This window comes from Pseudoalteromonas shioyasakiensis, assembly GCF_001550135.1.
Classification (GTDB): domain Bacteria; phylum Pseudomonadota; class Gammaproteobacteria; order Enterobacterales; family Alteromonadaceae; genus Pseudoalteromonas; species Pseudoalteromonas shioyasakiensis.
The window spans coordinates 117896-132043 of the sequence record NZ_LRUE01000013.1; the positions used below are offsets into that span (position 1 = coordinate 117896).

General features: G+C 41.9%; 11 protein-coding genes. 7 read left to right on the forward strand and 4 right to left on the reverse strand.

Translation table 11 applies throughout. The features are described from left to right. The first annotated feature begins 101 nt into the window (after positions 1 to 101). From prfC to PASHI_RS05840, 4 genes are all read left to right on the forward strand, one after another. Positions 102 to 1685: a peptide chain release factor 3 gene (prfC, locus tag PASHI_RS05825; protein WP_054551232.1), complete on the forward strand. Its 1584-nt coding sequence runs from the start codon at positions 102 to 104 to the stop codon at positions 1683 to 1685. A gap of 61 nt (positions 1686 to 1746) precedes the next feature. Beyond that, positions 1747 to 3489 (forward strand): arginine--tRNA ligase, encoded by a 1743-nt coding sequence (gene argS / locus PASHI_RS05830; RefSeq protein ID WP_062564888.1) that lies wholly within the window; start codon positions 1747 to 1749, stop codon positions 3487 to 3489. A 472-nt stretch (positions 3490 to 3961) separates the two neighbouring features. After that, the gene (gene pdxH, locus PASHI_RS05835) at positions 3962 to 4600 is read left to right on the forward strand and encodes a pyridoxamine 5'-phosphate oxidase (protein ID WP_055020972.1); all 639 of its coding nucleotides are present in this window, start codon (positions 3962 to 3964) and stop codon (positions 4598 to 4600) included. Then, positions 4601 to 5374, forward strand: coding sequence for a TatD family hydrolase (locus PASHI_RS05840; protein WP_062564889.1), 774 nt, complete (start codon positions 4601 to 4603; stop codon positions 5372 to 5374). Here the strand turns inward: PASHI_RS05840 and PASHI_RS05845 are convergent. Further along, positions 5341 to 5961 (reverse strand): AhpA/YtjB family protein, encoded by a 621-nt coding sequence (locus PASHI_RS05845; protein WP_054560826.1) that lies wholly within the window; start codon positions 5959 to 5961, stop codon positions 5341 to 5343. The genes PASHI_RS05840 and PASHI_RS05845 overlap by 34 nt on opposite strands. Positions 5962 to 6086: 125 nt before the next feature. Between PASHI_RS05845 and serB the strand changes: the two genes are divergently transcribed. Beyond that, positions 6087 to 7106 (forward strand): phosphoserine phosphatase SerB, encoded by a 1020-nt coding sequence (gene serB / locus PASHI_RS05850; protein WP_062564890.1) that lies wholly within the window; start codon positions 6087 to 6089, stop codon positions 7104 to 7106. Here serB and PASHI_RS05855 read toward each other — a convergent pair. Then, the gene (locus PASHI_RS05855) at positions 7089 to 9569 is read right to left on the reverse strand and encodes a PilZ domain-containing protein (protein ID WP_062564891.1); all 2481 of its coding nucleotides are present in this window, start codon (positions 9567 to 9569) and stop codon (positions 7089 to 7091) included. The two genes, serB and PASHI_RS05855, sit on opposite strands and share 18 nt — an antisense overlap. A gap of 353 nt (positions 9570 to 9922) precedes the next feature. Between PASHI_RS05855 and radA the strand changes: the two genes are divergently transcribed. Together radA and PASHI_RS05865 are read left to right on the forward strand one after the other, a co-directional pair. After that, entirely contained in the window at positions 9923 to 11308 is a 1386-nt protein-coding gene (gene radA / locus PASHI_RS05860; RefSeq protein ID WP_054560823.1) for a DNA repair protein RadA, read from the forward strand. Between the two features lie 50 nt (positions 11309 to 11358). Then, positions 11359 to 12291 (forward strand): hypothetical protein, encoded by a 933-nt coding sequence (locus PASHI_RS05865; RefSeq protein ID WP_062564892.1) that lies wholly within the window; start codon positions 11359 to 11361, stop codon positions 12289 to 12291. A 27-nt stretch (positions 12292 to 12318) separates the two neighbouring features. Here the strand turns inward: PASHI_RS05865 and PASHI_RS05870 are convergent, their stop codons facing one another. Continuing rightward, complete coding sequence (locus PASHI_RS05870) at positions 12319 to 12657, reverse strand: BON domain-containing protein (protein ID WP_062564893.1); 339 nt, start codon at positions 12655 to 12657, stop codon at positions 12319 to 12321. A gap of 221 nt (positions 12658 to 12878) precedes the next feature. Then, on the reverse strand, positions 12879 to 14111 hold the full coding sequence (srmB, locus tag PASHI_RS05875) for an ATP-dependent RNA helicase SrmB (RefSeq protein WP_062564894.1): 1233 nt from the start codon (positions 14109 to 14111) through the stop codon (positions 12879 to 12881). Positions 14112 to 14148: the final 37 nt, after the last annotated feature.

Consider the following 14148-nt stretch of genomic DNA (forward strand, 5'->3'; position numbering starts at 1 on the left):
GTATAATGCTCGGCAATTCTATTTTATTTTTACAGTGCGCACCGAGCTTTATAATTTATAAGGCAGTTAAGTGCGCTTTGTTATGACTAAAAGCAGCTTACATGTCTAATTTAACTACCGAAATTAATAAACGACGCACCTTTGCGATCATCTCGCACCCGGATGCGGGTAAAACCACTATTACAGAAAAAGTTCTGTTATTCGGACAAGCGATTCAAAAAGCGGGTACCGTAAAGGGTCGTGGCTCAAACCAGCACGCAAAATCAGACTGGATGGAAATGGAAAAAGAACGTGGTATCTCGGTAACTACGTCTGTTATGCAATTTCCTTACAATGAGCGTCTAGTTAACTTACTTGATACTCCAGGACACGAAGACTTCTCTGAAGATACTTATCGTACACTGACAGCGGTTGACTCATGCCTAATGGTCATCGACGCAGCGAAAGGTGTTGAGGATCGTACTCGTAAATTAATGGAAGTAACACGCTTACGTACCACACCTATCGTAACTTTCATGAATAAGTGTGACCGTGATATTCGTGATCCAATGGAGTTATTAGACGAAGTTGAAACTGAGCTAAACATTGCCTGTGCGCCGGTAACTTGGCCGATTGGTTGTGGTAAAGAGTTTAAAGGTGTGTACCACATCCACCGTGAAGAAACGATTTTGTATAGCACAGGTCAAGGCCACACAATTCAAGAAGTTCGCGTTATTAAAGGTTTAGATAACCCTGAGCTTGATACGGCGATTGGTAGCGAACTTGCTGAGCAGCTTCGTGAAGAGCTAGAGCTTGTCATTGGTGCATCACACGAATTTGATTTAGATCTGTTCTTAGCTGGCGAATTATCACCAGTCTACTTTGGTACAGCACTTGGTAACTTTGGTGTGGACCATGTTCTTGATGGCTTAACTGAGTGGGCTCCTGCGCCATTACCACGTGAAACAGAAGACCGCCAAGTTGCGGCAACTGAAGATAACTTCTCTGGTTTCGTATTTAAAATCCAAGCGAACATGGACCCTAAACACCGTGACCGTATCGCCTTTATGCGTATTGTATCTGGCAAATATAGCCAAGGTATGAAGATGAACCATGTGCGTATTGGTAAGCAAGTCAGTATTTCTGATGCGGTAACCTTCATGGCCGGTGATCGTGAGCGAGCGCAAGATGCTTACGCAGGTGACATCATTGGTTTACACAACCACGGTACAATTCAAATTGGTGATACCTTCACGCAAGGTGAAAAAATGAAGTTTGGTGGTATTCCTAACTTCGCACCAGAATTATTCCGTCGTATTCGCTTAAAAGATCCATTAAAACAAAAGCAATTATTAAAAGGCTTAGTTCAGCTATCTGAAGAAGGTGCTGTGCAAGTATTTAGACCGCTTATCAATAACGACCTTATCGTAGGTGCGGTCGGTGTACTACAGTTTGATGTGGTTGTTGCGCGCTTAAAAGCAGAATACAACGTTGATGCGATTTACGAAGGTGTGAGTGTTAACACTGCACGTTGGGTAAGCTCAGACGATACCAAAAAGCTTGAAGAGTTTAAGCGTAAGTGCGAAAGCAACTTAGCGCTTGATGGCGGCGATAACCTTACTTATATCGCGCCAAGCCGTGTAAACCTAAACTTGTCGATGGAACGTTATCCAGATATCAAGTTTAACCACACGCGCGAAAACTAATACGCTAAGTCTGCTTCAAATTTAAGTGCCCGTACAGCGGGCCATAAAGGTAAAAATTACAATGAATATTCGTACTCTTTTAATCGACAAAGCAATTGCTGCTATGGTTGCAGCAGGGTTACCTGAAGACACTAACCCAGCGGTAACACAAAGCACACGCCCACAGTTTGGTGATTACCAAATCAATGGCGCGATGGGCGCGGCTAAAAAATTAAAATCAAACCCGCGTGAACTTGCACAAAAAATTATCGATAACCTAGACCTTGCTGATATCGCAGAAAAAACTGAAATCGCGGGCCCAGGTTTTATCAACATTCACTTAAAGCCTGAGTTTTTATCAGCTAGCTTAAAAGCGGCAAACGAAGACGAAAAGCTAGCAGTTGCGCCACATGCAACAGCACAAAAAGTAGTTGTTGATTACTCATCACCTAACCTTGCTAAAGAAATGCACGTAGGTCATTTACGTTCAACCATCATTGGTGATGCAGTTGTTCGTGCTCTTGAGTTCCGTGGTGATGAAGTTGTTCGTCAAAACCACATGGGTGACTGGGGTACTCAGTTTGGTATGTTAATCGCGCATTTAGAAGATCAAATCAACCAAGGTGTAGACTTAGAGTCTGTAGCGCTGGCCGATCTTGAAACCTTCTACCGTGATGCGAAAAAACGCTTTGATGATGAAGAAGGGTTTGCCGACAAAGCCCGTAATTACGTTGTTAAATTACAAGGCGGCGACGCACACTGTGAAAAACTTTGGAAGTTATTCATTGCCACTTCTGTAAAGCATTCTGAAGAAGTTTATAAGCGTCTAAACGTAACACTTACGCAAGATGACATCATGGCAGAAAGTGCTTACAACAGTGAACTTGCAAACATCATCGCACTATTAAAAGATAAAGATATTGCTGTTGAGTCTGATGGTGCGCAAGTGGTGTTCTTAGATGAACTTGCTAATAAAGACGGCGAGCCTTCAGTGTTTATCGTACAGAAATCAGGTGGTGGTTTCTTATATGCAACAACTGACTTAGCTGCTTGTGATTACCGTTCAAATAAATTGGGTGCTGATCGCATCTTAATCTTTGTAGATGCACGTCAAAGCTTACACTTCAATCAAGTTGAGCTAACAGCACGTAAAGCAGGTTTATTACGTGATGAAACAAGTTATGAATTCTGCCCATTCGGCACCATGATGGGTGAAGACGGCAAGCCATTCAAAACTCGTACTGGCGGTACCGTTAAACTTGCTGACTTACTTGAAGAGTCTATCACTCGTGCCGCAGCTAAGCTTGCTGAGCGTGAGTCAGATTTAAGCGACGAAGAGCGTAGCGAAATTGCCCGTAAAGTAGGTATTGGCGCAGTAAAATATGCGGATCTTTCTAAGCACCGTACTAGCGATTATATCTTCAACTGGGACACTATGCTGAGCTTTGAAGGTGCGACAGCGCCTTACCTACAATATGCATACACACGTGTTCGCAGTATTTTCCGTAAATCAGGTATCGATGCTGCCTCATTAACAGCAGACGTTGCAATCAACGAGCCACAAGAAAAAGCGCTGGCACTTAAACTTCTTCAGTTAGAAGAAGTACTCGATTTAATGATCAGCGAAGCGACACCGCACGTATTATGTGGATACCTATACGAACTAGCAAGCCTATACATGACGTTCTACGAAGCATGCCCAGTTCTAAAAGAAGGCGTAGAGCCAAGTGTTCGTGACAGCCGTTTAGTACTGTGTAATTTAGTTGCTAAGACACTGAAGTCAGGATTGGATCTTTTAGGTATCGAAGTCATGGAGCAAATGTAATCTGCTTCGTGTAGTTCGCTTTAGCTGCGTTAATGAGTTTATTTAGCCTAAGTCACATACAAAACACGTATGCTCCTTGGCATAAATAAACTCATTGCCTTGCTAGCACTCCTACACTTGCAGAAAGTTTAAGAACTCAAAGGGATAAGTCGGTTTTCCGCCTTGTCTTAGGCTAAACTACTTAGGTGAATTCTGCTTCGTAGGTTGGGCAGATCGTAGCGAAACCCAACATAAATCGAAGGCCCTAGACTCTAGGCGCTAGGGGAGTAGCTTGTAGAACCTAGAACCTAGAACCTAGAACCTAGAGCCTAGCTTCGTAGGTTGGGTAGAGCGCAGCGAAACCCAACAAAATTGACAGCTCAACAACCTTGATTAATCTTTAGCTGATAGCTGATAGCTGATAGCTGATAGCTGATAGCTGATAGCTGATAGCTGATAGCTGATAGCTGATAGTAGCGATAGAGGGAATTTTATGAAACTTGAAGATATTCGCCGTGAATATTTACAGGATGGTTTATCTGAAGATATGCTTGATGCGTCTCCAATCAAGCAGTTTGAAAAATGGCTTGAGCAAGCTGTTGCCACTAATTTGCCTGATCCTACGGCGATGGTCGTCGCAACGGTTGATGAACATGGTCAGCCTTCACAGCGTATTGTGCTGTTAAAGCATCTTGATGAAAATGGCTTTGTGTTTTTTACCAATACCGGCTCGCGCAAAGCGCAGGAGCTTAAAGGTAATAACAAAATTTCTCTGCACTTTCCGTGGCACCACATGGAGCGACAAGTCATAGTCTACGGCGAAGCTAAACCCTTACCAACAACTGCTGTGGCTAAGTACTTTTTATCACGTCCTAAAGAAAGTCAGTTAGCTGCATGGGCATCTCAGCAAAGTCGTCCTGTGTCATCGCGTAAGGTACTAATGGAAACATTTGCGAAAATGAAGCAAAAGTTTTCAGAGGGTGAAATTCCACTGCCTGATTTTTGGGGAGGCTACTGTGTTGAGCCTACTAAAATCGAATTTTGGCAAGGTGGGGCACACCGCTTACACGACCGCTTTATGTATCAACGCCAAGCCGACGGTAGTTGGCAGTTTGGTCGTTTAAATCCGTAAATGCGTTTTATCGATTCCCACTGCCACCTTGATTTTGGCGAATTTGATGAGACTCGCACAGAGCTCATCAAGGCATGCAAGCAAGTAGGGATCGAGCATTTTATTGTGCCGGGTGTGAGCTTGGCACAATCTACAAAACTATTCTCTTTTGCTAAATCAGAGCCAAGTATTTCAGTTGCTTTAGGCTTACATCCTTATTTTTTATCTGACCACCAAACTCATCACCTCGCTGAACTAGAGCAATTAGCGAAAACCCATACTGGGCAGTTTATTGCCATCGGTGAGTGCGGACTTGATCGCAGTATCGACAACCTCGATAAACAAACGCAGCTTTTTGAAGGGCAGATAGAGCTTGCCAACCAACTCGCTTTACCACTGATTGTACATCACAGACAAAGCCATGACTTAATTGCTCGCTCATTTAAGCGCTGCAAGCCAAAGTATGGAGGTGTTATTCATGCCTTTTCAGGTTCAGAGCAACAAGCTCATAGTTATATTAAACAAGGGTTTAAGCTTGGTGTTGGTGGCGTGATTAGTTACCCGCGCGCTGCTAAAACTCGTAAAGTTATAAGTACAATTGAACCCCAGTATTTAGTGCTTGAAACCGACTCGCCATCAATGCCGCTAGCTGGTTTTCAAGGGCAGATTAATACACCACTTAAGGTGCGCGATGTGTTTGCTCATCTATGTGAACTTAAAGGCGTTACAGGCGATACAAAGCAGCAATTGGCTGCTAAACTCTATGATTCTTGCTCTGCACTTTTTTTGATGTAACGGTTGATTTGCCAGTGTTTTAAGCCGCGGCCTAACTGCCAAGTAAAAATACAGGTGATCACTAACATTAATAACACTTGGCGACCTAAATCATGAAAACTACTGTGGCTGGTCGCAATAGAAGCCTGCGTTAAATAGGTAATCGACACAAAACCAATTGGCCTTTCATCATCACTTATCACCGGTTCTACAAATGGAGTTTTAAGTTTGCTGATACCCGGCGTTGAGTCGGGTAATAAACCAAAAGTGTGGTGACTTTGCCAATTATCGCTGGCCGCAATTTGAATACCTTGTTGATCGTAAATCGTTGCCGCTAACACATACTCATCTTCAGCAATATGATTACATAGTGCATTTAACTCTGGTTTGTTTTTTTCTTGCAGCGGGGTTTTTGCATTTAATGCCATAAACTTGGTTAAGCTTATCGCGGTGCTGTCAGCACTATCATAAAGTAATTGGTGGCTTTGAAAGCTACTATTCATGGCAACCCAACTTAACAGCACAAAACAGGCTGCAGCCAAGCTCAAGCGCACAACACGTTGGCGATAAGTGGCTGAAAAGGGAATTTTAAGTTGGTTATTTTTCATAGTCACCGTATACGTTACTGACAGCTTTTAAATTTGATGGTACAACATGATAACTTTAACAGCCCCTTGAGTGCGAGTGCCAAATGCACGACCAAGGACAGACATAAGTCTAATGTGGAGCCACTATGTCACAGCTTAGCTTAGCTGCTACACCTTCAGCAAATTTAGCAGAACAAATCAGCCTAAATTGCTGGTATAAAATTGAAAACAAACACCTTATTACAACAGACTTTACGCCAAAAGCAAATCAAGGCGTGTTCAGTGTTGCCTTTGGTAATGAGCTTAATGCTGAGCAATTACTTGCTATTAGCGATTTTTTAGCAGCGCAAGGGTTTAGCAATTTATCGCTTTGTTGTTATCAGCCAATCTCAGACATGCCAGTAGCGTGGAGCTTTCATAGCGATACAACAACAGCACTAAGCCCTTTGGTATTAGTTGAGTTTGCTAAGCAATTGGGTATTCAATTGGTGCAATTAACTAATCCACCAACAGTGAATGAACCAGGTTTATTGCTGATGGATATGGACTCAACAGCCATTACTATTGAGTGTATCGATGAAATTGCGCGTCTTGCCGATGTGTATGATGAAGTTGCTGCTGTGACCGCGCAAGCAATGGCTGGTCAGCTAGACTTTGCACAAAGCTTAAAACAGCGTGTCGCGAAGCTTGAGGGCATCGATGTAGACTTAATTGATGGCTTAAAAGCGCGTTTACCGCTAATGCCGGGCGTGAGTGAGTTATGCCAATACCTAAAAACGCATAACTGGCATTTAGCTATTGCATCAGGTGGTTTTGTGCCATTTGCTGAGCAAGTACAGTCACTGCTAGATTTAGATGAAGTGCACGCCAATACCCTTGAATTCAAAGATAATCGTTTAACAGGCAAGGTCATAGGCACGATTGTTGATGCTGAGGAAAAAGCCCGTGTACTTAAACGAATCGAACAAAAGCTTACCTTAAACAACCGCCAAACTGTTGCTATGGGTGATGGTGCGAACGATTTGAAAATGATGGCTGCGGCAGGGCTTGGTGTTGCTGTGCATGGTAAACCTAAAGTAGTTGAGCAAGCACAAACTGCAATTAATGAAGGCTCATTACTGCAAGTTGCTTACTTACTCTCTCTACCGTTAGATTACTCGCTTTAACCAAGTCGCTTTGCGTTTACTCATTTCATTGATCAGCCTTCGGTCAATATCAAAATGGGTAAGCGCTTCTTCGGTTATATCAATTAAATCACCCACACCAGCTACTGCCCATAGCGCTTCCTCTAAGTCTTTCGCTTTATGTAATGCATACTGGCTAATGTATTTGAGTTCATTCGCTAAGTAATCAATATCAGGGCGACCAGTTCGTGATACATATAAACGAAATACAAAGACTAAATCGTTTTTCAGCGCTTTTTTCACAAACAAAGTTTGTGGTTTGTAATCATCTTCACTAATACAGCGGCTGGTAATTGCATCGCTTATTTCGGCTTGGCGCGGATCAAAGCGAACAAATAGAGTAAATGGCAGAGGTGGATCTTGGCGACTACGGTCTTTGATCAACGGGGTGATTACTTCTGTAATTTGATCCGTTGATAAGAATCCGTCGATGCTGGTTGTTTCGTTCAATAACGCAAAATTTTGTAGTAGTACATGAAGAGGGCTTGGATATAAGCCTTGGCCAATAGCGCCAGCTTTAAAGTGGGCAGCTTCTTTATGTAAATAAAACGGGAATTGGCATACGCTTTTGGTCACCATATTTCTGAGTGCAGTTGATAGCCCCGGAATTTTAGGGGTTTCTTCACAAACACGTAATTTGTCTTTGTTGTTATCGATTAATACGGTGAAAAACTTAATCGCCATATGCGGTAAGTCACCAACTTTATGCACTTTTAAATTTACCGTTGTCAGTGATTTACTTATAGCCATTACTTCATAAGCCAGATTTGTTAAATCGTGCTTTTTGGTAATTTTTTGCAAATCAGGCAAGTTTAGTTTGATGATATCGCCTTTTTTGAACTCAACCGGTTGGTCGCATTCAATTTGCAAGCCCATCACAGATAAATCACGAGTATGGCCTGTAATTGATTGCTCATGATGTTCAATGCTGATAGCTGTTTTGTATAAATAGCGTTTATGAGCACGAAGGTTCACATACTCAAGCGCCACAGGCTCTAAATGAGGAGGCGCTTTATGCTTACTGTGACCAAACTGTTTAAGTTGGTTTACCGCATCTTTATTATAATCAAGCTGTTGGTATGTTTGTTGTTCAAACTTAGTACCCACCGAGGTCAAAATCAGTAGATATTTAACATCTTTAATCAACCCCTGCACCCGTGGTGTCGGTGGCTTATTTAGTTTTTCGATGTTTTTACCAGCACTGCTTGGTAGCGACAGCGGAATATACGAATCTTCCGGATGGCTTGGCATCAACTGAAGCTTAAAGCATTGCCAACTGTCTTTTTGGCTACCAAAGCCGAAAAATAAATCTCTCAGTTGTGGTTGGCTATCAAGCTCAGTTCGCGTAGCTGAGTAGTAATAAATCTTGCCAGCAACGGTATGAGTGAAGGTGTACAGGTATTCTTCTTTTACCGCATCTGGTGAACTGAGCAAGTGACCTAAACGTTGTTGATTGATAATGCTATATAAGCATGACAACTTACGCTCATCACAAAAATAGCGCTGAATAAAAATGTTATTTTCTGTGGTTAACGCAAGGCTAGGATAAAGCTTGTCGCCTTGTAAGCTCAAAAAAGTATAAAGCGAGGTAACACGTGGAATGTAGTATTGCTCGTAGCCTTTCGATACAACCGCATCTAAGGTATTGTCTAGATTCACTTTATAGCGACGTTTATTACCGTGAATAAAGCTTTCTAAGAACTCATCAAACTTATCATTATTTTCAATAAAGGTGCGCTTTAAGCGTACATGGTTGTATTCACGGGATACTTTTTCTACCGCAACCACTTCGTATTGAATTCCGTTTTTTAAGCCCAGTTCAAAATCTTGCTCTAGGCCAACCAAGCGCAGACCAATTAATTGGCCTTTTTTAACTTTATACCGTGGTGCTAACTTGATTTTTGCGCCACTTAAAGAGATATCAGAGGTAGAAGCGGCAACCTTATTGTCTTTATCTAGTTCAACGGTAATTTTAATTGAGTAGTTCATCCGCTCTTCGCGGCGACTTTCATAGGATGCAAACTTAATGACCTTAGCAGACTGCTCTGTCGTGCTACTATCGTCAGTTAAAGCTTGTTCAGCGGCCTTTTTTTGCATTACGCGGTGATTGTTTTCGGTATTCATTACCGCTTCGTAAACGGCAAGGGTGTAACCACCGTGGCGTTTTATAGCATCTTCAAACACTTCAATGGCGGTATCGTCCATAAAGTGTTGCTTACCATCATATTCGTAGGGTTTGACTTGGCCGGTTACCTGGCCACGTAAATCAATAAAGCGTGCTACAGGCTGAGATAAGCGCGACATTTCCATTTTGATCAGAAACTGCTCTGGCTTTGTTAAGCTAGCTGTTTTTGATTTAAACAGTTTGTCGAACTGGGGAGTGCCTAAATGTGCCTTTAGTTCTTCAACTAGGCTTTCATATTTAAGCAGTATGTCTTCAGCCATTTATAAAACCATCACCGTCTATCTAAAAAAGTAGGTATACTAGCTGGCTATTGAAAGCCAAAGCAGTGTAACTAGTTTTTTATTTTATTAGTTATTGTTATATGTATTCGCCAATTAAATGGCAAGCACTGTAAAGTTTTATTTGTAAGCAAAAACTGTGCCCTTAACCATTTCTTAATTAAGCACTTAGCATGATTAAGCGTTTTTCATGGGGCAAGTTACAGCATATTATCTTTTGTGACTACAAAAGTGACTCTAGATTAATTACCTGAGTCATATGTTTTACTTTAGCTATTATATGCTTGAAAATACAGAAATAGTCACAAAACAGCGACCAAAATAGGTAAGGCCGAATGGCAAAATCAGCAAAAATCGAATTTGTCTGCACTGAGTGCGGCATGAACTATCAACGCTGGCAAGGTCAGTGTAAGTGTGGAGCGTGGAATACGCTGGCAGAATTTAAGCCTTCAGCGGGGCAATCGAAGCAAGCGGCAAGCCGTGCGGCAGTGGCAGGCTATGCCGGTATCGCTAGCGGTGGCTCAAAGAAAATCAATGAAGTTGCGACCACTGAGGCCGAAAAACGCCTCACAGAAATAGGTGAGCTAGACAGAGTATTAAGTGGTGGCGTAACCACAGGCTCTGTTAACATTATTTCTGGCGACCCAGGTGCCGGTAAAACCACCTTGCTGTCAGATTTAGTCGCACGTATGTCAAAGCTAATGCCTTCTTTATACTGCACAGCCGAAGAATCTCTATCGCAGTTTAAAAACCGTGTGAATCGCTTACGATTAGATTACAACGAAGATGAGCTTTACTTGCTGTCTGAAACCAGTGTTGAAGCCATCATTGAAGAGCTTGATAAAAACAAAATTAAGTTCGCGGTGATTGACTCAATTCAGGCCGTGGTAACAGAAACGGCAAATGGTAGCCCTGGCTCACCCTCACAGGTAAAAAGTGCAGCTCAGGCACTAACACAATACTGTAAGCAAAATGATGTCACTATGTTCATCATTGCCCATGTAAACAAAAATAACGAAATTGCTGGGCCGCAAACACTTGTACACATAGTCGATGCTTTATTACATATCGATACTAACGATGGCCAAGTCAGAACACTGCGTGCTAATAAAAACCGTTTTGGCGATATCGATACCGTGGGTATTTTCAGAATGTGCGAGCGCGGAATGTTGAGCGTTGATAACCCAAGCGAAATCTTTTTATCTGGTTCTAGTACCGAGTCTCCGGGCTCTGCTATCACTTGTATCCGTAAAGGTAACCGTAACTTACTACTCGAAATACAATGTTTAACCACAGAAACCGAAGCCGAATTCCCGCAGCGGGTGTGTGTTGGCTTGAATATGAATCGTATCAAGATGCTAACAGGTATTTTACGTAAGCACACAAAAACAAAAATCTTCCACGATACTTTTTTCAACATTGTTGGTGGTTTAAAAATCGATGAGTCAGAGACTTGTATCGATTTAGCATTGGTAGCAGCACTTTTAAGCAGCTTGAACGAATTTGTTGTACCGCGTACCACCTGTATTATGGGTGAGCTAAGTTTAAATGGTGATGTAAGACCAATCGACAGCGGCGTACCTCGAGTTAAAGAAGCTGCGCAACACGGTTTTACTGAGATCTTTATTCCATATCGTAATTACCATAAATCAATGGAAGGCCTTGGTGCTAAGATCACCCCAGTAAAAACCGTGCATGAGCTATTGTCGTTAATAAACTAAATACAATTTGATACACTGATAAAAAATTTACACCAATTAAAGGAAATAAAATGAAGAAGTTAATTATTGCAGCGGTTGTTGCTGCGGCTGTCGGTGGCGTAGCTTACGCTAATTACGCAGCTACACAGGAAGTGAAAAAGGTGGTTGATAAGCAAATTAGTGCATTATCAATCCAAAGCGGTGTAGAAATTAAATACAGCGATATCTCAGCCAGTATTTTTGATAGCAGCATGCAGTTATCAGAGATCACGGTTTCAAATAGTTTAAGCAATGAGCCTGTCGCAACAATCGATAGCATTGATGTGTCGGGTTACGAAGTAGATGCAGTGCCGCCCCATACTGGTTTTGTTATGAAGAACTTTCGTTTTAGCGATGAATTTTTAGCGCAGCTGCCAGAAAACTCTAATAACAAGCTAGCATCAACAAGCTATAACGTTGACTCATCGCTTGATTATAATAAAGATTCAGGCGACAGCGACTTTGCTCTTAAAGTCACTGCAAATGAGGTGGCTGACGTTAACTTTAATCTTGGTTTAGCTAAAACCACAGCGCTGATGGAAGCATCACTTGCTGTGAGCCAGATGCAAAATGAAGCAGCTGATGGTCAGCTTACTTTAGAACAGCAGTTACAACAGCAATCGAAGATGATGGCAGCCCTCACTCAGTTAGAGCCACGTAGCATCAATATGTCGATTGCTGATGAAGGTGAGCTTAAAGCGGTGGTTGATAGCTTCTTAACTGCGCAAGGTATGACGCATGAGCAATTTAAGCAAGTCGTTGCGATGCAATTACAGCAAGTGCCAGTGAGCGAAGAACTTGCAACAGCGATTAGCAACTTTGTGAATGGTTTATCGTCTTTCTCAGTATCAGCTAAATTACCTGAAGGTAAAACTATGATGGAGATTAATCAGCAAATTCAAATGCTGATGGGTCAACCTGAAGAGCTTGCGAAATTCATCAACCTACAAGCAAGTGGCGAATAATCTCAAGCCTCTTCTGTAAACCTAACCTTAAAGTGACGAGTGATTTAACTTACTCACTTTAAGGTTGTTTTTTATCTGCATCACACCTTGGCTGTGTTCTAAAAATTTCTGTGCTAAAGCGCGTTGAAAGCCCGTTTCTGCAATACCTTTTAGTTCAACAGTTTCACCTTCAACAATCACTTGTAAGTTTTCAATGTGAAAGTTAGGGTTACGAGTTAACTTCTGCAATGCCATTTGCTGTAAGCGCGGTTGCGCAGATGTGCTTGTTGTTAGCACACTAGTATTGGCGCTCACAGTCGTTGCGCAAGCAAGTAAAAACATACAACTCAATAAAGTAAGTACTACGGTTAATTTGAAGCGGCTCATACAATTCCCTCGTTAATCTAGTCTGCTGTGAACTATTGCTGAACCTGTTACAATTATTATTCCAATATTTAAGCTGTTGAATTTTATTGTTTTATTTTTATTGGTGTGATGTATGGGCAATAAAGTGTGAACTAATTACACAGTTAATAAGTAAAAAGGGTATGGCACAAAAATGCCGAGACAAGCTCGGCATTTTCACAGTAATGATGTTAAAGTTAAAACTACTTTTTCTTCTTCGTTTTAGCTTTGGCTTTTTTCTTTGCCTTCATTTTTACTGGATCTTTTTTCTTTTTAGATGGGATCTTCGCTTCTTTGTGCTGTGGCTCAAGACCTTTAATTACTCGGCGTTTCAATTTTTGCTCAATGTAGCGCTCAACCTTACCAACAATTGCCACGTCATGAGCTTCAATAAATGAAATCGCAATGCCTTTTTTACCTGCACGACCTGTACGTCCAATACGGTGTACGTATACGTCTGCGGTACGTGGCATATCAAAGTTGATAACATGGCTGATATCAGCAACATCAATACCACGAGCAGCAACATCCGTTGCAACTAAGATATTGTTGCGACCAGAGTGAAAGTTCTCCATCGCTTTCATGCGCTTGTCTTGTGGCATTTCACCGCGTAACCAAGCTACACGAAGGCCTTCGTTGTTTAACTCACCAACTAATGTTTCTAGGCGCTCACGGGTTTTAACAAACACAATTGCTTTATGAATGTCGTCACCATTTAACGTTTCAACCAACATTTTTAGCTTGTGGTCGTAGTCATCAGCAAGGTGAACCCATTGATGGATTTTGCCTTTCTCTTTGCGTGAAGATTCGGCTTCAAGCAGTGCAGGGTCGTTTAAGATACGTTCTGCAAATAACTCAACGCTGTCACCTTCAAGGGTCGCTGAGAATAAGAAACATTGACGGCGGTTACGTGCTTCATCACAAATACGTAGCATTTCTTTACGAAAGCCCATGTCTAGCATGCGGTCAGCTTCATCAAGAATAAGCATTTCAACGTTTTCAGCATGGAAGTTCTCTGTTTCAAGGTACTCCATTAAACGCCCAGGTGTGGCAATGAGAATGTCGTTATTGCTTTCGAAAATTTCTTTGTGTGTCCCGTAGTTTATACCACCTGTTACAACCCCAATTTTAAGATGAGTTTGTGCTGCGAGTAATTCACATTGCTCATGAATTTGATAAGCAAGCTCACGGGTTGGTGTCATGATCAATACGCGCGCAAAGCCAGGATCGCGACGTGGGAAATCAAGCAAGTATTGAATTGCAGGGATCAAAAACGCGGCTGTTTTACCCGTACCAGTAGGGGCAGATGCCAAAATATCACGACCTTGAAGTGCTTCAGGGATCGCTTGTTGTTGAATACTGGTAGGCGTATCAAAACCCATTTTATTAATGGCATTTAACAGCTTGTTATCGATATCAAATTCAGAAAATTGCATAGAGTGACATAAATAGAGGACAATTGAGCCTAATTAT

What these genes read in the sequence shown, in the direction of transcription:
- serB (WP_062564890.1), top strand. Translation starts at nt 6,087, where the DNA reads ATGTCACAGCTTAGCTTAGCTGCTACACCTTCAGCAAATTTAGCAGAA.
- radA (WP_054560823.1), top strand. Translation starts at nt 9,923, where the DNA reads ATGGCAAAATCAGCAAAAATCGAATTTGTCTGCACTGAGTGCGGCATG.
- prfC (WP_054551232.1), top strand. Translation starts at nt 102, where the DNA reads ATGTCTAATTTAACTACCGAAATTAATAAACGACGCACCTTTGCGATC.
- PASHI_RS05870 (WP_062564893.1), bottom strand. Translation starts at nt 12,657, where the DNA reads ATGAGCCGCTTCAAATTAACCGTAGTACTTACTTTATTGAGTTGTATG.
- srmB (WP_062564894.1), bottom strand. Translation starts at nt 14,111, where the DNA reads ATGCAATTTTCTGAATTTGATATCGATAACAAGCTGTTAAATGCCATT.
- PASHI_RS05865 (WP_062564892.1), top strand. Translation starts at nt 11,359, where the DNA reads ATGAAGAAGTTAATTATTGCAGCGGTTGTTGCTGCGGCTGTCGGTGGC.
- PASHI_RS05855 (WP_062564891.1), bottom strand. Translation starts at nt 9,569, where the DNA reads ATGGCTGAAGACATACTGCTTAAATATGAAAGCCTAGTTGAAGAACTA.
- PASHI_RS05845 (WP_054560826.1), bottom strand. Translation starts at nt 5,961, where the DNA reads ATGAAAAATAACCAACTTAAAATTCCCTTTTCAGCCACTTATCGCCAA.
- argS (WP_062564888.1), top strand. Translation starts at nt 1,747, where the DNA reads ATGAATATTCGTACTCTTTTAATCGACAAAGCAATTGCTGCTATGGTT.
- pdxH (WP_055020972.1), top strand. Translation starts at nt 3,962, where the DNA reads ATGAAACTTGAAGATATTCGCCGTGAATATTTACAGGATGGTTTATCT.
- PASHI_RS05840 (WP_062564889.1), top strand. Translation starts at nt 4,601, where the DNA reads ATGCGTTTTATCGATTCCCACTGCCACCTTGATTTTGGCGAATTTGAT.